Source organism: Huintestinicola sp. (genome assembly GCF_050874005.1).
GTDB lineage: Bacteria > Bacillota > Clostridia > Oscillospirales > Ruminococcaceae > Huintestinicola.
This window is the reverse complement of the sequence record NZ_JBNMJV010000024.1, coordinates 16,797-34,521: the sequence shown is the minus strand read 5'-3', so window position 1 is coordinate 34,521 and position 17,725 is coordinate 16,797. Positions and strand designations below refer to the sequence as shown.

Below are 17,725 nucleotides of genomic sequence, written 5' to 3'. Positions count from 1 at the left end.
TTATTTCTCCCCGAAGCACAAATTCATATCATCAGAATTTTGTGGGATTTGCGGAGAGATATTTCTTGACCATAAGTGCGATCTTGAAGATGATAGCGTGGTCAAATTCTCTGAGGTCGAGACCTGTGAGCTTCTTTATCTTTTCAAGTCTGTAAACCAGAGTATTTCTGTGTACGAAGAGCTTTCTTGAAGTCTCGGACACGTTAAGGTTATTCTCGAAGAATTTCTGAATGGTGAAAAGGGTCTCGTGGTCGAGGGACTCGATGGAGCCTTTCTTGAACACTTCCTGGAGGAAGGTCTCGCAGAGAGTGGTGGGAAGGTGGTAAATAAGTCTTGCGATACCCAGATTATCGTAGGAAACGATGACCTTGTCGGTATCGAACACCTTGCCGACCTCGAGAGCTATCTGAGCCTCCTTGAAGGAGCGAGCAAGATCCTTTACGCCCACAACAGCAGTACCAATACCCACGTTGACACGGGTATAGAACTCGCCCGAGAGAGTGTCGGAAATGGAGCGGGCAAGCTTTTCAAGATCCTTTGACTCTACGTTGCTCTTTATTTCCTTAACAAGTACGATATCGCTTTCTGTGATGTTGAAAACGAAATCCTTGGTCTTATCGGGGAAGAGATTCTGGATAACGTCATATGCGGACACGTCGTTTGAGGAAATTATCCTGATAAGGAATACAACACGGCTCACGTCTGCATTGAAATGCAGCTCTCTTGCCTTTACAACGATATCGCCGGGGAGGACGTTATCGAGAACAACGTTCTTGATGAAGTTGTTGCGGTCGTACTTCTCGTCATAATACTGCTTTATGCTTGAGAGAGTGATCGCCATAATATTCGCATACTTTGCCGCATTTTCATCGGTGCCCTCCACAAAGACCGCATAGTCGGGCTTTATGTGGGAGCCGAAGGGCTTATAAGTATATCCGTCCCTTACAAAAATATCGTGGGAATCGCTGAGGTCAAGGGACACAAATTCGTTGGTGGTGCCTATCTTGGTAAGCTCGCTGCAGGCAATAATGGTGGCGGTGGAGTCCACTACTCCTATAACGCAGTCCATTGTATCTCTCATCTGATGAATGAGGCCTTGAAACAGTCTGTTTGACATTTACAGTCTTCCTTTCATTTTCTCCGCCGAAGCTGCGGGGGTCGGGTGTTGCCGATCATAGCTGCGCTGCGGTCATTATAAACGGCTCTGCTATGCGCTCAGATGACCTGCCTCGGGCATTAAGCCGCATTGTTCGATCAGACAGATCACCCTTGACCGCTTCTTATATAGTTTAATTTTATCATATTATGCCTTTATTTGTGTTAACTTTTTATGAACATTAGTCAAATATCACAATTTTTTTCTGAATTTAAAAAGCAAAGGGAGTACGTCCCTTGAGAACATACTCCCTAAAAATCCAAAATACCGTGCAGAGTTATCTGGACTCCTCAGCAAATCCGCTGTCAACAAGCTCGATAAGTGCTGTTACAGCTTCCTGCTCGTCAGCTCCGTCAGCGATAATTCTGATCTGTGTGCCGCCAACAATACCAAGTGAGAGAATACCGAGAAGGCTCTTTGCATTTACTCTTCTCTCTTCCTTTTCGATCCAGATAGAGGACTTGAACTCATTAGCCTTCTGAATGAAAAATGTTGCGGGACGTGCGTGTAAGCCAACCTGATTCTGAACCATTACATCTTTAACAAACATAACACTCTCTCCTATCCGTTAAGTAGCTATTTCTAAATTCAAGAGAATAACTATAACTTGCTTTAAGCTATAATTAAATTATACATTGCAAATTAACCTTAGTCAACAGAAAAATATGATAATTTTCCGTTTTTGCGGAATTTTCTGCCTTTTGAATTACAGAGCCGTTTTTTTAGCTTTTTGATTTGTGGATTTTTACTAATTTTATGACACCTGTACAATTTTCAACAGAGTTTTATATGCAAATCCACAGGAATTTGTTCATCAAACATCTTATAGATTTAAACTGTTTGTAAATATATGAATATTTTAAAAACAAGCGACCCTGTTTTTTGAAGCTCACCGCTCCTTTTCCGACAGCATATCCGGACGCCTTTCGGCGGTTATCTTCACCGCCTGCTCGTGTCTCCAGGCTGCAATATTTTTGTGATGTCCCGTGAGAAGAACAGGGGGCACTTCCATACCCTCCCACACCTCGGGACGGGTGTAATGAGGGTACTCCAGAAGTCCCGCAAAGTGGCTTTCCTCGGTGAAGCACTCCTCCGCCGCAAGCACCCCGGGTACCATTCTCGCCGCTGCGTCGCATATGACCATTGCAGGAAGCTCTCCGCCCGTGAGAACATAGTCACCGATAGATATCTCCTCGTCCACTATCTTGTCGATGACACGCTGGTCTACACCTTCATAATGCCCGCAAATCACGAAAATATTCTTCATTTTTGAAAGCTCTGCCGCTTTTTTCTGCGTAAAAACGCTGCCCTTGGGGGACATATATATGACATAGGGCTTTTCGTCAAGTCCCTCGCACACCGCCTGCCAGCAGCGGTAAATAGGCTCTGCCTGCATAACCATACCCTTTCCGCCGCCGTAGGGGGAATCGTCCACCCTGTTGTGCTTGTCAAGGGTGTAGTCTCTTATCTGATGGCAGTAAAGCTCAATAAGCCCCGCTTTCCGTGCTCTGCCGATTATGCTTTCGCCCAGCACAGCCTCGCACATATCGGGAAAAAGAGTTGCTATATCGAAACGCAAAATATCCTTCCTTTCACATCGGCAGCTTAGGCTCCCAAACGCCCTTGCTCACCACGCCCGAAGCGTCCGCAAGAGCCTCCAGACGGCTTATCTCCGAAGCTTCAAGAGTAATATCCTTTGCCATTGCAAGCTTCTACGCCTGACGTGGCTTTGTAATGCCCACGATAGGCACAGTTCCCTTGGATATCGCCCAACAAACGGCTATCTGTGCAGGCTGTGCATTATATTTTATGCCCAGCTCACGCAGACAGTCAATAAGGGGACGGAGCTTTTTAAGCACACCTTTATTGTATTGCAGACTGCGCATAGAAATTCCCTTAAAGGGGTGTTCATCGTCATATTTTCCGCTGAGAGCGCCCTGCTCAAGCACCATATATGCAAAATAAGGCACATCGTTTTTATGGCACCAGTCGAGTATGCGAAGCTGCTCGGGGTCACGTCTTATAAGGCTGAAATGGTTCTGAACAGCTCCCACTCTCAGCCCCTTTTCACGCAGCTGTTCATCTGCGGCAATTATCTGCTCAAGGCTGAAATTAGACAGACCGATAATGCCTATCCTGCCCTCATTTACAAGCTCGGCGCACTCGTTCAGATTTTGTCTTGTATTTTTCGGAAGATGCAGCCAGTAAATGTCCGCACGGTTTGCGCCTAAACGCTCAAGACTGCCAAGAAGCGCCGAACGGACCTCACCGGGAGAATACTTTTTCAGCGGCATATGCTTTGTGGAAATAAGCACCTTACTGCCAAGCTCCCCCGCTTCACGGATACATTCCCCGAGAAGCCGCTCGGAAGAACCCATACCATATACCTCGGCGGTGTCCCAGAGGGTAAAACCCTTTCCGAGAGCGATCTTAAAAGCGGATCTGAGCGTTTCCGTGTCACGTTTTCCGCCGAAAATCATCTTCGAACCGTTTGTGCCCTCGCCCCACGCCCAGGTCCCTACAGCGCATACGGGAAGCTCAATACCCGACATCATAAGTCGAACAGTCCTTCCATTTTTCTTATAAGAAGCTGTCCGTTTTCGATATCGGTCTTTACGATAACATCTGGTATGGCAGGGATAAGGTACTCGTTTTCCCCGTTTTTGATGTGGTAAACATCATTTGCGCCTGTGGCTGTCACCTGAGAAAGCTTGCCGTAGACCGTTCCGTCATCTGCGTCAATGACCTCAAGACCGATAAGGTCCTGTACAAAATAGCAGCCCTCTTCAAGCTCCACATCTTCCCTGTCCATATAAAGTATCTTTCCCCGAAGCTTCTGAGCGTCCTCGGGGGTGTCCACGCCCTCTATCTTCATAAGAACGATATTCTTGTGGGGACGGGCACGGACAACGGTGACGGGAGTTTCTCCCTTATTAAAATAAAGCTGCTCAAACTCGCAGAGAAAATCGGGGCTGTCACACCAGGGGTCGACCCTTATCTCTCCTTTAAGTCCCTGAACGGCGACTATTTTTCCAATTTCAAGAAATCTCTTCATCTGCACTCAACCTTTCGTTTTCCGCCGTCATTTTTTCCTTTAGCCAATTCATATACGGCTCATAGAGGATATCCTTTATCCTTTGGAAACGGGCTTCTTCCTCCTCGGTAATGTCCTCGTCCTCTTTGTGAAAATCGTAATAATAACGGTATGGAAGCATTACCTTGCCGTTTCTTACCGCCTTAGAGGCAGGGTCTGCACCTGCATTTACCAGCAGCTCCACAATTTCGGCAGAATATTCCTCGTCATTTGCTGCGGCAAAATGGAGCGCAGGGATAAACGTATCTGTGTCATAATCGGGAACAGCGCCTGCCGAAAGCAGCAGTTCCGTCATTTCAAGGGAATGATTTTCCGCCGCTGCGCCAAGAATTGTCTTATGCTCTCCCGCAGGAGAATTGGGGTCTGCACCGTTTTCAAGAAACAGCCTTACCATCGGAACATCGTCAAGCTCCGCCGAACGGGCAATTGCGGTCTTTCCGTAGCGGTTTTTGCCGCAGGGGTCTGCGCCGTCCTCCACAAACTCCTTTGCGGCAGACAGATTTTTATTCTCGGCGGCAAGATACAGCCTGTCATTTTGTGAAAAATTTCTGAGGTCATAGCGGATATCCGCATAAATGTAGACCGCCATCGGCAGGCACATCAGAATTCCCGCAAGGACAGACACATTCCGCAGCTTTCGCAGTCCGTCTCCTTTAGTTTTGCTCATTTTATAAAAAAATATCGGCAGGGCTGTAACAGCAATGCCGATAGCGAACAATATCCGAACTGCAGTCACATGCGAAAGAAGTGTAAGAATCATAAAATCCACCGTCTTTCTGCCTGCAGGAAAGCTCCCGCAGTCTGAAAATGCATTTTTCGTTTATTAAAATAAGATCAGTCGATCTCGACCATAATTTTCTCGTTGATCCTGCCTGCGCCTGCACGCATAACAGTTCTTATCGCCTTGGCGATCCTGCCCTGCTTGCCGATAACTCGGCCCATATCGTCGGGTGCAACGTGGAGATGATATACCACAACGCCCTCTTCATTGGGCTCGTCACGGTCAACGGTAACGGCATCCTTGTTCTCAACAAGACCCGATGCGATTGTAATAAGGAGCTTTTCCATAGACAGCCTGCCTTTCTGTATTTTGGGGATTTATAGGAACGCTCTGCATTACGCAGAGCATTAAGCGTTCAGAATCAGTATATTCGGACACCTCAAAGAGGTGTCATACCTCGAAGAAGTGTCACGATTATCTGATATATCCGTCAGACGGATCACTTAGTAATGCCGTTCTTCTCAAAGAGCTTCTTTACGGTGTCGGTAGGCTGTGCGCCGTTTGCCATCCACTTCTTAGCTTTTTCAGCGTCAACCTTAACGGTGCTGGGCTCAGTTGTGGAATCGTAATAACCGATCTCCTCGATAAATCTGCCGTCTCTGGGATATCTGGAATCAGCAACAACTATTCTGTAGAAAGGGTTCTTCTTAGCGCCCATTCTTCTGAGTCTGATCTTTACTGCCATTGTATTCACCTCTTAAAATCAATTTTTTATATCAAAGTGTTTTCACACATTGAAAACTTTGTTACTCGGGAGCAACAAGTACCATAATGCCGCAGAATATGATAAATATTCCGAGTCCGGCGTAGAATATCCTCGCACCCGTTCTTCCGAACAGTCTTACAAAGGTCTGCGCTTTTCTTGAATTAAAGAAAAAATTCCAGTTAAAAAACGAACCTGCAAGACTGAATACCCCTGCTGCAATAAAAAATATGCAGCAAATGATCTTTTCCCCGCCTGCCATATCAGAATCTCATTCCGGGGATACGCAGCTTATTTTTCTTGCCCTTCTGGTTTCTGCCCATAACGCCGAACTGCTTCATCATCTTCTGCATTTCCTCAAACTGTCTGAGAAGTCTGTTCACGTCTGCAACGGTATTTCCGCTTCCTGCGGCGATACGCTTTTTGCGGCTGGGATTTACGATAGAGGGCTTCGCTCTCTCCGCAGGGGTCATAGAGGTGATCATAGCCTCTATTCTGAGAAGCTGCCTGTCGTCGATGTCAACGTCCTTGATCTTATCACCCACGCCGGGGAGCATACCCATTATCTGCTTCAGGGGACCCATCTTCTTGATCTGCTTCATCTGGTCGAGAAGGTCGTTAAGGTCAAAGGTGTTTTCCTCCTTGAGCTTGTTGGCAAGCTTCATTGCCTCCTGCTCGTCAATGGTGCTCTGAGCACGCTCGATAAGAGTGAGCATATCGCCCATTCCCAGAATTCTCGAAGCCATTCTCTCGGGGTGGAAAGGCTCGAAATCATCAAGCTTTTCGCCTGTTCCCACGAATTTGATAGGCTTGCCCGTTACGGCAAGAACGGAAAGCGCCGCTCCGCCTCGTGTATCGGAATCGAGCTTTGACATCAGAACGCCCGTAATGCCCAGAGCGTCGTCAAACGCCTTGGCAACGTTAACTGCGTCCTGACCTGTCATTGCGTCGACTACCAGCATAATTTCGTTAGGCTCGGTCTCTGCCTTGATGTTTTTGAGCTCGTCCATAAGCTCCTCATCAATATGGAGACGGCCTGCGGTATCGAGTATAACCACCTCGTTGCCGTGTTCCTTGGCGTGCTTAACAGCTTCCTTGGCAATGACAACGGGATTTATCTGACCCATTTCAAATACCTTGACCCCTGCCTTGTCGCCCACTACCTGAAGCTGATTTATAGCCGCAGGACGGTAAACGTCGCAGGCTGCCAGCAGCGGTCTCTTGCCCTGCTCTTTGAAGTGCTTGGCAAGCTTTGCTGCGTGAGTGGTCTTACCCGAACCCTGGAGACCCACCATCATAATGACGCAGGGACCCTTGCTCGGAAATTCTATACGGGCATTTTCATTGCCCATAAGAGCGATAAGCTCTTCGTTAACTATCTTGATGACCTGCTGAGCAGGAGTAAGGCTTGCAAGAACATCGGTGCCCACAGCTCTTTCGGTGACCTTTGCTATAAAGTCCTTAACGACCTTGTAGCTTACGTCCGCCTCAAGAAGCGCCATTTTGACCTCACGCATAGCCTCCTTGACATCAGCCTCGGTAAGAACGCCTCTGCCCTTGAGCCGCTTGAAAACTGCATTCAATTTTTCGGAAAGTCCTTCAAAAGCCACAGCAAACCCTCCCGTTTCTATGTTGATTTATTTAAAGTCTAAAGAATATTTCTTATTTCGGCGGCAGCGGCACGGATATCCTCGGGAGCTGCGTTTCCTGCGTTCTCCTCAAGCTTCTGAGCTATGCTCTCGAGCCTGCGTGACTTTTCCGCGAGATGAAGAGCAGCCTCCATCTCGAAAAGCACCTGCTCGCCACGCTTTATGCTGTCCCTTACGCCCTGCCTTGTGATGTTCTCGTGCTCGGCGATCTCCGCAAGCGACAGATCTTCGTTATAGTAAAGATCAATAACGTCACGCTGTTTCTCGGTGAGCAGCTCGGAATAGAAATCCAGCAGCACAGCCACTTCAAGATTTTTTTCTCCGTTCAAGGACACACACCTCGTTATTTGCTGTAAAGTTATCGACCTTTACAATTATAACATATATCTGAAATTTGTCAAGGGGATATGGCAAATTTGTTGTATTAATTTTTTATGAACGCAGTCCAAAACGTTTAACCGAATTTACCTTGATTTTATTATGCCGTAATGCTATAATCTTCACGGAATATTTTTATCAAGAGGATAAGAGCTATGAACAAGAAAATATCTGCCCTTTGCGTAATTGCCTCGGGCTGTCTATGGGGCACGCTGGGAATATTTGTAAGAAAATTCAATGAATACGGTGTGGAGTCAATGAGCGTGGTATTTCTCCGCTCCCTTCTCACCGCCCTGTTCACAATGGGTGCAATGGCTGCAGCACGCCGTGAATGTCTTAAAATAAAGCTTCGGGACATATGGATATTTGCGGGAATGGGGCTGCTGAGCATTGTGTTCTTCAACTACTGCTACTTCACCGCCGTTACCGTAATGCCCCTTTCTGCGGCGGCGATACTGCTGTACACCTCTCCCGTGTTCGTAATGCTGCTGTCGGCGCTTTTCTTCAAGGAGCGCATAACCCGCAGGAAGGTACTGTCGGCAGGCATTGCCATATGCGGACTTGTGCTTGTGACGGGAGTTATAGGCGACGCCGCAGCCATCACCCCTTCGGGCGTGCTGTACGGTCTTGGCTCGGCATTCGGCTACTCCCTTTACAGCATATTCAGCCGTGCTGCCATTAACAGAGGCTACAGCGCTCTTACAGTCACAGGCTGGGCATTCACCTTTGCGGCTCTCTTTTCCGCTGCGGCTGCGGATATGACCACCCTCGGGGATATGCTTTCGGAAAAGCCCTCAATGGGACTTTATGCCGCCGTATTTTCAATAGTGGCTTCGGTGCTTCCTTATCTGCTGTATTCCATAGGATTAAAAGGCACGGACAACAGCACCGCCGCAGTAATTGCCTCTGTGGAGCCTGTGGCGGCGACCATATTCGGTATGATACTATATAAAGAGATACCTTCCCCCTCTGCAGCCGTGGGCATTGTCCTTGTAGTCTCCGCTCTTGTCATAGGAGTAAGCGGCAAGCCTGCCGGAAAGGAAAATCAAAGTTGTTAATCTTGCCAATTCAAGGCAGGATATTTTGTAAGAACTGATTGAGGATTTTTTGTATAAGCTATTGAAAAGTGCACTATTTTCTGTTATAATTATATTATCTGTTATAATGTGTCGACGTATTGATCCACATTAAAATTTGCGGGGTATTCTCCTCCTGCGGAAATGGAGTCGGTCCTTAAATGATAAATAAAGATAAAATCCAGAGGGTGGATATTTACGATCAGAACGGCAAGCGTGTCCTTTCCACAAAATCGTTCTCATTTCCCAGGGACTTTTTCAAAATAAAAGGTTATGAGCTTGTAGCCATCAAGGGAAACGATCTCCCCCTGCTTTCCAAGGGAGACCAGATCACCGTTATTTTTGAATATCTGAACGGCACCCGTATCCAATGCAATACAAGAATTGACCTCAGCACCGATCTGCAGCTCAATTTCCACGTTGATGACGGTATGGTGCTTGAGGAGCGCAGAGGCTCATATAAGGTGAATACCCCCGGAGCATTTGCAAAAATACTGCATATCGAACGTGGCGAAGAGGAGATCACAGACCTTGAGGAGCCTCATACCGCCGCTATTCTTAACATCAACCTTACGGGCGTGCTGATGAAGTGCGATATCCCGCTTAATGTAGGCGATATCGTAAGATTAAAGCTGCTTGACGATCCTATTGAGCTTAACTCCGAGATACTGCGGCTGCAGCTGAACGATCAGGAGGAGCTTATAGGCTACGGCTGCCGTTTTCTCGATGTGACTCCCCCTCAGGAGGAAAAGATCGCACGTTTCATCTTCAACTGCCAGCTTGCCGAAAGGGAGCGCAGGAAGAACGAAGGACGGTAAGTGAAAATCAAAAGCTCTCAATAAGGACGGTCATAAACAATGAGCAAGGTTATTGCTGTGACAAATCAGAAAGGCGGCGTGGGGAAAACAACGACCTGTGCCGCCTTTGCAGGCATATTCAGAAAAAACGGTAAAAGGGTGCTTGCCATTGACCTCGACCCCCAGGGAAATCTTTCCTTTTCGCTGGGCGCAGAGGACACGGGGCTTACTATCCACGACGTTATGCAGGGAAAATGCACTGTCCGTCAGGCTGTGAAGCATACTCGTATATGCGATGTTATCACATCGAATATACTGCTGTCGGGAACGGAGCTTGAGCTTGACGGCAGCGACAGGGAATTTGTCTTAAAGCGTGCCCTGTCCCAGGCAGAAGGCGACTATGACGCCGTTATCATAGACACTCCCCCTGCACTCTCTATCCTCACAATAAACGCATATACAGCCGCAGATGACCTTATTATCCCAATGACTCCCGAGGTGCTGTCCCTGCAGGGTATCGCACAGGTGAAGGACACTATTCTTGCGGTGAAAAAATATTACAACAAAAGCCTTGATGTAAGAGGCATACTTCTTACAAAATACAGCTCCAAATATCTTCTCAGCGAGGAAGTTGCGGAGATGGCGGAAATAATCGCAAAGCAGCTTGGCACACAGATATTCGATATCCGCATATCCGCCTGCATAGCAGCCGCAGAGGCTCCCGCACATCAGCAGACTTTAGTGGAATACTCCCCCAGATGCCGTGCAGCAAGAGAATACACAAGACTTGCGGAGGAGCTTTACCCCGACCTTGCCGGAAAGACTTTTTAAGAGTATAAAAATATTAAGGAAAGGAGACCATTATGCCGCCCAAGACTCACAAGACCCCTCAGCTTATGAAGCTGCTTACAGGCGGCTCACAGGTCACAAATCCTATTCTTGACGAAAACTTTAAAGAGGAGATAATCCGCTCAAGGAATAATCCGACTCCCGTAAAGCCCGTTCCCTCGGAAGAGGGCGGAACGGAGATAAATATCACCTCGGAGCTTATCTCACAATGGCTGCCTCTTGTAATGAAGAGGTTCAACGTCTGCAGCTGCAGCCGATGCTCGGCGGAAGCCACCGTTGAAGCCTTTGACAAGATACGTCCCATAATAGTCAAGGTAAAAAGCGACGCCGACCTCAAACGGGCGCAGAAAATAAAGCTTGACAAGGAGCAGTCGGTGCTTATGCAGCTTATAAGGATAATTATCCCCAGAAAGAAACTGCCCCGTCACGACACAGGAGGAACAGATAATGGATAAAGAAGAGCTTATAAAAATGCTTGACGGCTATATGGAAAGCGGCGGAAGCTATTTCAAGGCTGCGGACGGAAAGATACTCACAGACATATCAAGCGGAAAATCGGAGGGTGAAAAGCGTGAAAGCGCTCCCATTCTCACCGACAAGGCGGACATTTCCTGCCCTACCTGCGCCGATATCCCGAATATTTTAAGCAGCAGACCCGATAACGAGTAAAAGGATAAAAACTATGCCTTCTAAAAAACAAATCGCCGAGCAGGTCGTTTTGGGGCTTGAAATTATATACCCCGAAGCGAAATGCTCCCTCACCTACACTCACCCCTATGAGCTTATGATAGCCGGAAGGCTGTCCGCCCAATGCACCGACGCAAGGGTAAATGTGGTCACAAAGGAGCTTTTTGCAAAATACCCTACTCTCAAAAGCTTCGCAGATGCAGACATTGACGAGGTTGCGGAAATTATCCGTCCCTGCGGACTTTACAAGACCAAAGCCAAAAGCATTGTGGAAATGGCTCATCAGCTTTATTATGACTTTAACGGCGTTATCCCCGATTCTATCGAGGAGCTGACCAAGCTTTCGGGCATCGGCAGAAAGACCGCAAATCTTATCATGGGTGACATTCACAAAAAGCCTGCCATCGTTGCGGACACCCACTGCATACGTATAACCGGACGTTTCGGGCTTACAAAGTCCACCGACCCCAAGGTGGTCGAGCAGGACCTCCGAAAGCTTATCCCGCCCGAAAAAAGTTCTGACTTCTGCCACAGGCTTGTGCTTTTCGGCAGAGACACCTGCTCCGCAAGAAAACCCGACTGCGAGCATTGTCCCCTGAGAGTTTATATGGACGACAAATTAAACGGCTTTAAATGCAAGTTATAAACAAATATCCCCTCGGCTTTTAAGCTGAGGGGATTTTTTTTTGCTAAACGTACTGTTAGAGTGTAATTCTTTCCTTCATCGGCATAAAATTTTCTTCTCATTTCTTTCCGAAAGCAGCAAAACCATAAACGGATGCTCCAAGATATTAAATATTATTCGTGAAAAATCCTTCTGCCCGTTTTCCGTCCTGACACCGTGTTCAGTCACTCAGCAGACCAAAAAATCACAGATTTTCGGTGTCTAAAAAAATGCAGAATTGCACACCAAAAGCACTGCTGTATATGTTAATATAATAATCAGGAATATTTCATCAAAAATTTTTCTTTAAACTGACTTCATTTATTTTAACAGGAGGGGGTTTAGAGTGCCTGCCAAAAATTACATTACCGTTTTTATCGGGCAGAACGAGCCTCGTGTTTACGATCTTGACTCATATAACAAGAGCACGGTGCGAATGGGCAGAGGAGATCATCACGGCGGCGAGGACAGCGAAATAAACGATATTGCCATTGACTCAGGCGTTTCCTTCATATCCCGTGCACACTGCACCTTTTTCAGGACAGACTCGGGCTGGAACGTTAAAGACGACAACAGCGTAAACGGACTGACCTTCAACGGCGTAAAGGTCACTTCAAAGCCGCTTCACGACGGCGATAAATTCTATATCGGGCAAAATCCGGAAGAACGCTGCGTTATAGCTTTTTCGGGTATCAGAAACGCCGAAAATGCTCCTGACAGCAAGCCTGACAGCTTTACGCTGGAGGGAAAGGACAAGTTTGTCATAGGCAGAAGTCACGAATGTGACATCGTTGTGGACCACCCGTCGGTCTCAAGGTTCCACTGCATCATCACAAAGGAAAATGACGGTTATTACATAGCCGACAACAATTCGATGAACGGCGTTATCCTTAACGGAAAGCCGCTTACCAAAAAACAGCGCCTTGAACAGATGGACAAGATAACCGTTGCGGACACAGCTATGGTTTTCAGCGGAAAGATACTTTATCTGCTGGGCAATTCGGGCGGAGTCAGCATTGCGGCGTGCAATGTGGTCAAAAAGGTCAAGGCGGGAAAGGGCGAGAAGGTCATCACCGACAATGTGAGCCTTTCCATTGAACCGGGTGAATTTGTTGCTATCGTGGGCGGTTCGGGCGCCGGAAAGACCACGCTCCTAAACTGCCTGTCGGGTATGACCGACTTTACTTCGGGCGATGTTCTTATAAACGGTGAGAGCATCAAGACCAATAACAGGAGCATACGAAGCATTATCGGCTATGTTCCTCAGAAGGATATCGTCTACGATACCCTCACCCTTGAAAGAATGCTCCTCCATTCCGCAAGGCTTAGAATGCCCAAGGATATGTCCAAAGAGGAGATAAACCGCAAGATAGACGAGACTCTGGAAATGGTCGAGCTTACAAAGCACAGACACACGCTGATAAACAAGCTTTCGGGCGGTCAGAAAAAACGTGCAAGCATAGCGGTGGAACTTCTTGCCTCACCCAAGCTGTTTTTCCTTGACGAGCCGTCCTCGGGACTTGACCCCGGAACGGAAAAAAATCTTATGAAGATGCTCAAAAAACTTGCAATGACGGGAAAAACAGTGATTATGGTCACCCATACCGTGCAGAATATAAATCTGTGCGACAGGCTCATTTGTATGGGCAGCGGAGGTCTGCTCTGCTACTCGGGAGCGCCCTCAAAGGCTCTTGATTTCTTCCGCAAAGAGAATATCACCGATATTTACGACGACCTGAACGAACATTCCAAGGAAGTCTCGGAAAGATTTGCCGGGACAAACACCATAACGGAATATAACACGGGAACTCCCATTACGGAAAAGAAGCAGAAAAACGGTATTGCGGAGGGTATAAGGCAATTTAGTGTCCTGACCCGGAGATATGCTGAAATAACCTTCAACAGCAGAACATGTCTCATTTTGCTGCTTGCAATGCCCGTAGTTCTTACCATACTTGTGTGCATAGCCTTTCAGGCGGACGGAAATCTGTATAACCTGTTAGGGATAGTTATAAACCGAACGAGTATGCCATTTATGGTAGCTGAGGACACGATGAAGCTGATGTTTTCCTTCGGGTGTGCGGCGTTCTGGGTGGGAATTTTCAATTCCGTCCAGGAAATAAGCAAGGAGCGCACCATATACGAGAGAGAACGCTTCACGGGAGTAAAGCCCGTTCCCTATGTTATGTCGAAATTTGTAATAACAGCAGGACTTTGCGCCGTCCAGGCAGCTATAATGACAGCTATGCTGGTATTTTTCACCGATACCGTGGCGACCATTGACGGAGATGTGGAATCGGCAACGGCAAGAGCGCTGGGAATGAACGAGGGCGGTATAGTCTTTGAAAACTGCCTGTGGCTGGAGCTGTACATAACCACGTTTATGTCAATGCTCAGCGCAATGTGCATAGGTCTGACCATATCTGCGGCGGTGTCAAACGATATGGCGCTTGTAATATGTCCCGTGTGCCTGCTGCCCCAGATACTTCTGTCGGGCGTTGCCTGCACCCTTTCGGGACTTACGGAAGTTATGTCAAAGGCAGTTACCTGCCGCTGGGCGTGCATAGCCTACTTCACCTCATCAAAAATAAACAGTATGTATGAGTCCTGCCGCTACGATACGGGCATATGGACAGATACGGAATTTTCAAACGGCTTCGGAGTTGACGAGGCATATTCCGAATACAAAACATATCTGTTCGGACTTGACCCTGTGTGGAGTTCCTGGATAATGCTGCTCATAATGTCGGTCGTATGCGTTGCGGCAGCTGTTGTTTTCCTGTATCTGAGGGATATACGTTTTTCCGCTCCCCACAGAAAAGCAAGGCAGTAATAAAGTTAAAACGGTGTCAGGCTAAGTGCCGGAATACACCCGAAAAAATAATAATATTTAAAAAGGAGTAATCACTATGAAAAAGTTTATTGCAGTTCTGACCGGTCTTTCCCTTTCCTGTATGTTATTTGCAGGCTGCGGAGGCGGAGGAGATTATGAAAAATACGCTTCCGCCTACAAAAAGGTATCCGCACAGGGCGGAATGGAAGCAAATATCGACCTCTCCCTTAAAATGGACGGCGTTACCACCGAAACAGACGGCCTTTTCAAGCTGGACACTTCCGACGGCAAAAATATCCTTTACTATGAAATGGACGTTGACGGCAACAAGATAATCCAGTTCTCCGACGGCGATTATATCTATACCGAAGCTGACGGTCATAAGACCAGATATGCTATGAACTCAAAGCCTGCTATGTCCTCCGACAGAGAGGAAGCACAGAAAAAGGGCTCTGACACAGACAGCACCTTCAACACAGAGGAATTCCTGAACGAATTTTCAAGCTTCCTTGAGGCAGGAAAGATAAAGGAACTGGGTCTTTTATCTCCCATCGAGCGTGCGGCGATAACCGATATTTCCGCATCGAGAGATGTATACACCCTCAGCTTTTCGGACACTCTTGTCAAGAAATATCTTAACATCATCATCGCAAACGAAACTCAGAGCACCGACGGAGACACTCTTGTTATCGACGAGCTGAACAATTTCTCCAACAAGGTGACTGTTACAAACGACATCGTTACCAAAGCTCAGTACAGCGGCACTATGAAGGTAACTGTGCCTGCCTCTCTTATGGCTTCGGGAACGGAAACAAGCTATGATCTGGATCTTGTCATTGACATCTCCTTCGTTGACCCCGGCAGCGCAGTTGACATCACGCTGCCCTCCACCGACGGATACGAAACTCTTAACTGATAATGCTGCTCTGTACCGATAAGATCTTTGCCGGATCTTATCGGTACATAATTAAGTAACGAAAGGAAGATCCGTATGAACTGCGAAAATCCTGCTGAGATAAAGATAACCGATAAGCAGTCCCTCATTCATCTTGGAAGTCTCGACTCCTTTGACATCACCGAAGGCGGAAAAAAAGCGGCACGGCTTATTCTGGACTATCTTGACAGCAAAAATAACAACAAGCTGCAAAAGGCGATAAGGATATATGACGAGATAATCCCCAATGAAAACTTCGGCGGAGAATACACAGCCCTTGAATGGCTCTGCAAATATTTTCTTGCAGACGACAGCGTGAAGGAAGAGCTTACCCAAAAGCCTATGGTAAACAGCTTCAGACATATGATGACCGACAATGACTACGATAATCTCAGAACATATCTGAAATACAAATACCACATTGTTGAATACGGTCCCGGAGATAATACCGAAATGAAAGCCCGTATGAGATTTCTGGAGGATTACATACTTTTCAGCAATCCCGACAGGGAGCGCTGGGAGACCACCAGAGAAAATATGGAGAAATTCAACCTTAAAGAGGGTATGCACATTGCCGATGTAGGCAGCGGTCCGGGCTATTATTCCTTCCGCTTTGCCGATGTTGTGGGAGACAGCGGCAAGGTATACGCCATTGAAACAAATCCCAGACATCTGGAATATCTCCGCAAATATGTCAGCGATTATGATATAAAGAATGTGGAGGTCGTGGAGAGCAGCTTTGACGGAATTGGTCTTTCAAAGGATATAAAGGTGGACGTTGTGTATATGTGCTCCCTCTACCACAATGTTTACGCCGCATTTACCGACGCCGAGCGTGACAGCTTTGCTGCAAGCATACGCAATGCGCTGAAGGAAGGCGGACGGCTCATAATTGTGGATAACGACCTTGTTACGGGAGAGACACTTCCCTATCACGGTCCCTATGTAAACAAGCAGATGCTTATAAGCCAGCTGTGGTATTACGGCTTCAAGCTTACCGATACCTTTCAGTTTACTCCTCAGAGATATGTGCTGCTTTTTGATATGGTGGATATCCCCGAAAAGACAAGCCGCAGCAGTATGGCAGACGAGAAAACAATACTTGTAAATTCCTCCGCTTCCCTTGTGAGATACAGGATAATCGGCACCTCCACCTCGGGATATACAAAGCGTGGAAAAAAAGTGGGACGGATAATGTACGAGGGCTTTGCGGAAAACAATGAAAGCAAGCTGAGAGAGGCTTGTAAGGGATTTGAAGAGCTTTATCCCCTTGAAAGAGTGGGCGATGATTATACGGCTCTGATGTGGTTTATCGAATACCGCCTTGCGTCAAAGGAGCGGCGTGAAGAAATGACCTCGGACGAGCTTACAGCATATTACTGCAGCCATTTTGCGGACAATGATTTCGAGCGGCTAAAGCAGTATCTTTTCTATAAATTCCATCTTGAGCTTCCCGACCCCGACGACGCCTCCGAGGATACCAATTTTGAATACAGCGGCAAGGAATTTTCCGTGCAGACGCTGAACGAATGGAATGAATTTCTGGTATTCAATAATCCCAACCGCTATATGTGGGAAAAAACCGTAGAAATGCTTCAATACATAAACATTCGTGAGGGCGAGACCGTGGCGGATATCGGCTGCGGAGGCGGATATTTTACCTGGCAGTTCTCCAAGGCTGCGGGCAGGAACGGCAAAGTCTATGCCACCGAAATAAACAAGGAAGCACTTAAATATGTTGAAGGCTTCAAAAAGCAGAATAAGGTGAAAAACATCATTCCCCTTACCGCAAAAATGAATGACGCCTGCCTTCCCGAAAACAGCATTGATACCGTATTTATGTGCTCAATGTATCACGCTGTTTATATTACTGATATTGAATTTGTAAAGGATCAGTTTATTGACAGCCTGCACAAGGCGCTGAAAAAGGACGGCAGACTTATCATCGTGGATAATAACATTACCGAAAAGGGCGTTCCGTCCTATTACGGTCCCGGAATAATGCCCGAGCTTATTATTGCACAGCTGAGCTATTACGGCTTTAAGCTTGTGGATTCCCTGTCCCTCATTCCCCAGAGATTTGTGCTGATCTTCAGACAGGACGAGAATTATAAGCCGCAGTAA

20 protein-coding genes are annotated in these 17,725 nt (G+C 47.1%); 9 read left to right on the top strand and 11 right to left on the bottom strand.

Going from position 1 to position 17,725, the window contains the following annotated elements; all coding sequences use genetic code 11:
• Positions 1 to 31: 31 nt before the first annotated feature.
• The 11 genes from ACR0QN_RS09075 to ACR0QN_RS09025 form a co-directional block, all read right to left on the bottom strand.
• Positions 32 to 1,117, bottom strand: a complete 1,086-nt coding sequence (locus ACR0QN_RS09075) for a PucR family transcriptional regulator (RefSeq protein ID WP_432650890.1) — start codon at positions 1,115 to 1,117, stop codon at positions 32 to 34.
• Positions 1,118 to 1,433: 316 nt separating this feature from the next.
• The gene (locus ACR0QN_RS09070; protein WP_178727090.1) at positions 1,434 to 1,706 is read right to left on the bottom strand and encodes an HPr family phosphocarrier protein; all 273 of its coding nucleotides are present in this window, start codon (positions 1,704 to 1,706) and stop codon (positions 1,434 to 1,436) included.
• Between the two features lie 339 nt (positions 1,707 to 2,045).
• Entirely contained in the window at positions 2,046 to 2,735 is a 690-nt protein-coding gene (trmD, locus tag ACR0QN_RS09065) for a tRNA (guanosine(37)-N1)-methyltransferase TrmD (protein ID WP_432650889.1), read from the bottom strand.
• 133 nt (positions 2,736 to 2,868) lie between these two features.
• Positions 2,869 to 3,711, bottom strand: coding sequence for an aldo/keto reductase (locus ACR0QN_RS09060; RefSeq protein ID WP_432650888.1), 843 nt, complete (start codon positions 3,709 to 3,711; stop codon positions 2,869 to 2,871).
• Positions 3,708 to 4,211 carry a ribosome maturation factor RimM gene (gene rimM, locus ACR0QN_RS09055; RefSeq protein WP_432650887.1) on the bottom strand — a complete coding sequence of 168 codons (504 nt, stop codon included), beginning with the start codon at positions 4,209 to 4,211 and terminating at the stop codon, positions 3,708 to 3,710. The genes ACR0QN_RS09060 and rimM overlap by 4 nt, the downstream gene beginning before the upstream one ends.
• Positions 4,195 to 4,917: an ankyrin repeat domain-containing protein gene (locus ACR0QN_RS09050; protein ID WP_432650886.1), complete on the bottom strand. Its 723-nt coding sequence runs from the start codon at positions 4,915 to 4,917 to the stop codon at positions 4,195 to 4,197. The genes rimM and ACR0QN_RS09050 overlap by 17 nt, the downstream gene beginning before the upstream one ends.
• Positions 4,918 to 5,084: 167 nt before the next feature.
• Positions 5,085 to 5,318 (bottom strand): KH domain-containing protein, encoded by a 234-nt coding sequence (locus ACR0QN_RS09045; protein ID WP_432650885.1) that lies wholly within the window; start codon positions 5,316 to 5,318, stop codon positions 5,085 to 5,087.
• A gap of 152 nt (positions 5,319 to 5,470) precedes the next feature.
• Entirely contained in the window at positions 5,471 to 5,716 is a 246-nt protein-coding gene (gene rpsP / locus ACR0QN_RS09040; protein WP_432650884.1) for a 30S ribosomal protein S16, read from the bottom strand.
• Positions 5,717 to 5,777: 61 nt separating this feature from the next.
• Entirely contained in the window at positions 5,778 to 5,996 is a 219-nt protein-coding gene (locus ACR0QN_RS09035) for an Imm17 family immunity protein (protein WP_432650883.1), read from the bottom strand.
• A gap of 1 nt (position 5,997) precedes the next feature.
• Complete coding sequence (ffh, locus tag ACR0QN_RS09030; RefSeq protein ID WP_432650882.1) at positions 5,998 to 7,344, bottom strand: signal recognition particle protein; 1,347 nt, start codon at positions 7,342 to 7,344, stop codon at positions 5,998 to 6,000.
• A gap of 38 nt (positions 7,345 to 7,382) precedes the next feature.
• Positions 7,383 to 7,712: a putative DNA-binding protein gene (locus ACR0QN_RS09025; protein ID WP_432650881.1), complete on the bottom strand. Its 330-nt coding sequence runs from the start codon at positions 7,710 to 7,712 to the stop codon at positions 7,383 to 7,385.
• Between the two features lie 204 nt (positions 7,713 to 7,916).
• On the opposite strand from ACR0QN_RS09025, the gene ACR0QN_RS09020 reads away from it, so the two are divergent.
• The 9 genes from ACR0QN_RS09020 (at position 7,917) to ACR0QN_RS08980 (ending at position 17,725) form a co-directional block, all read left to right on the top strand.
• Positions 7,917 to 8,819 (top strand): DMT family transporter, encoded by a 903-nt coding sequence (locus tag ACR0QN_RS09020; protein WP_432650880.1) that lies wholly within the window; start codon positions 7,917 to 7,919, stop codon positions 8,817 to 8,819.
• Positions 8,820 to 8,998: 179 nt separating this feature from the next.
• Positions 8,999 to 9,655 (top strand): PilZ domain-containing protein, encoded by a 657-nt coding sequence (locus ACR0QN_RS09015; RefSeq protein WP_432650879.1) that lies wholly within the window; start codon positions 8,999 to 9,001, stop codon positions 9,653 to 9,655.
• A gap of 39 nt (positions 9,656 to 9,694) precedes the next feature.
• Entirely contained in the window at positions 9,695 to 10,465 is a 771-nt protein-coding gene (locus ACR0QN_RS09010; protein WP_432650878.1) for a ParA family protein, read from the top strand.
• 32 nt (positions 10,466 to 10,497) lie between these two features.
• Positions 10,498 to 10,938: a hypothetical protein gene (locus ACR0QN_RS09005; protein ID WP_432650877.1), complete on the top strand. Its 441-nt coding sequence runs from the start codon at positions 10,498 to 10,500 to the stop codon at positions 10,936 to 10,938.
• Entirely contained in the window at positions 10,931 to 11,152 is a 222-nt protein-coding gene (locus tag ACR0QN_RS09000; RefSeq protein WP_432650876.1) for a hypothetical protein, read from the top strand. Before ACR0QN_RS09005 ends, ACR0QN_RS09000 begins: the two co-directional genes overlap by 8 nt.
• A gap of 13 nt (positions 11,153 to 11,165) precedes the next feature.
• Positions 11,166 to 11,816, top strand: coding sequence for an endonuclease III (nth, locus tag ACR0QN_RS08995; RefSeq protein WP_432650875.1), 651 nt, complete (start codon positions 11,166 to 11,168; stop codon positions 11,814 to 11,816).
• 364 nt (positions 11,817 to 12,180) lie between these two features.
• Positions 12,181 to 14,667, top strand: a complete 2,487-nt coding sequence (locus ACR0QN_RS08990) for an ATP-binding cassette domain-containing protein (RefSeq protein WP_432650874.1) — start codon at positions 12,181 to 12,183, stop codon at positions 14,665 to 14,667.
• Between the two features lie 76 nt (positions 14,668 to 14,743).
• Positions 14,744 to 15,583, top strand: a complete 840-nt coding sequence (locus tag ACR0QN_RS08985; RefSeq protein ID WP_432650873.1) for a hypothetical protein — start codon at positions 14,744 to 14,746, stop codon at positions 15,581 to 15,583.
• Between the two features lie 75 nt (positions 15,584 to 15,658).
• A complete protein-coding gene (locus ACR0QN_RS08980; protein WP_432650872.1) occupies positions 15,659 to 17,725 on the top strand; it encodes a class I SAM-dependent methyltransferase in 2,067 nt (688 codons plus the stop codon).

Coding starts and splice junctions, on each gene's coding strand:
- ACR0QN_RS09060 (WP_432650888.1), bottom strand. CDS start 3,711: ATGATGTCGGGTATTGAGCTTCCCGTATGCGCTGTAGGGACCTGGGCG.
- ACR0QN_RS09050 (WP_432650886.1), bottom strand. CDS start 4,917: ATGAGCAAAACTAAAGGAGACGGACTGCGAAAGCTGCGGAATGTGTCT.
- nth (WP_432650875.1), top strand. CDS start 11,166: ATGCCTTCTAAAAAACAAATCGCCGAGCAGGTCGTTTTGGGGCTTGAA.
- ACR0QN_RS09015 (WP_432650879.1), top strand. CDS start 8,999: ATGATAAATAAAGATAAAATCCAGAGGGTGGATATTTACGATCAGAAC.
- ACR0QN_RS08980 (WP_432650872.1), top strand. CDS start 15,659: ATGAACTGCGAAAATCCTGCTGAGATAAAGATAACCGATAAGCAGTCC.
- ACR0QN_RS09045 (WP_432650885.1), bottom strand. CDS start 5,318: ATGGAAAAGCTCCTTATTACAATCGCATCGGGTCTTGTTGAGAACAAG.
- rpsP (WP_432650884.1), bottom strand. CDS start 5,716: ATGGCAGTAAAGATCAGACTCAGAAGAATGGGCGCTAAGAAGAACCCT.
- ACR0QN_RS08985 (WP_432650873.1), top strand. CDS start 14,744: ATGAAAAAGTTTATTGCAGTTCTGACCGGTCTTTCCCTTTCCTGTATG.
- ACR0QN_RS09010 (WP_432650878.1), top strand. CDS start 9,695: ATGAGCAAGGTTATTGCTGTGACAAATCAGAAAGGCGGCGTGGGGAAA.
- ACR0QN_RS09005 (WP_432650877.1), top strand. CDS start 10,498: ATGCCGCCCAAGACTCACAAGACCCCTCAGCTTATGAAGCTGCTTACA.
- ACR0QN_RS09000 (WP_432650876.1), top strand. CDS start 10,931: ATGGATAAAGAAGAGCTTATAAAAATGCTTGACGGCTATATGGAAAGC.
- ACR0QN_RS09020 (WP_432650880.1), top strand. CDS start 7,917: ATGAACAAGAAAATATCTGCCCTTTGCGTAATTGCCTCGGGCTGTCTA.
- ACR0QN_RS09070 (WP_178727090.1), bottom strand. CDS start 1,706: ATGTTTGTTAAAGATGTAATGGTTCAGAATCAGGTTGGCTTACACGCA.
- ACR0QN_RS09075 (WP_432650890.1), bottom strand. CDS start 1,117: ATGTCAAACAGACTGTTTCAAGGCCTCATTCATCAGATGAGAGATACA.
- ACR0QN_RS09035 (WP_432650883.1), bottom strand. CDS start 5,996: ATGGCAGGCGGGGAAAAGATCATTTGCTGCATATTTTTTATTGCAGCA.
- rimM (WP_432650887.1), bottom strand. CDS start 4,211: ATGAAGAGATTTCTTGAAATTGGAAAAATAGTCGCCGTTCAGGGACTT.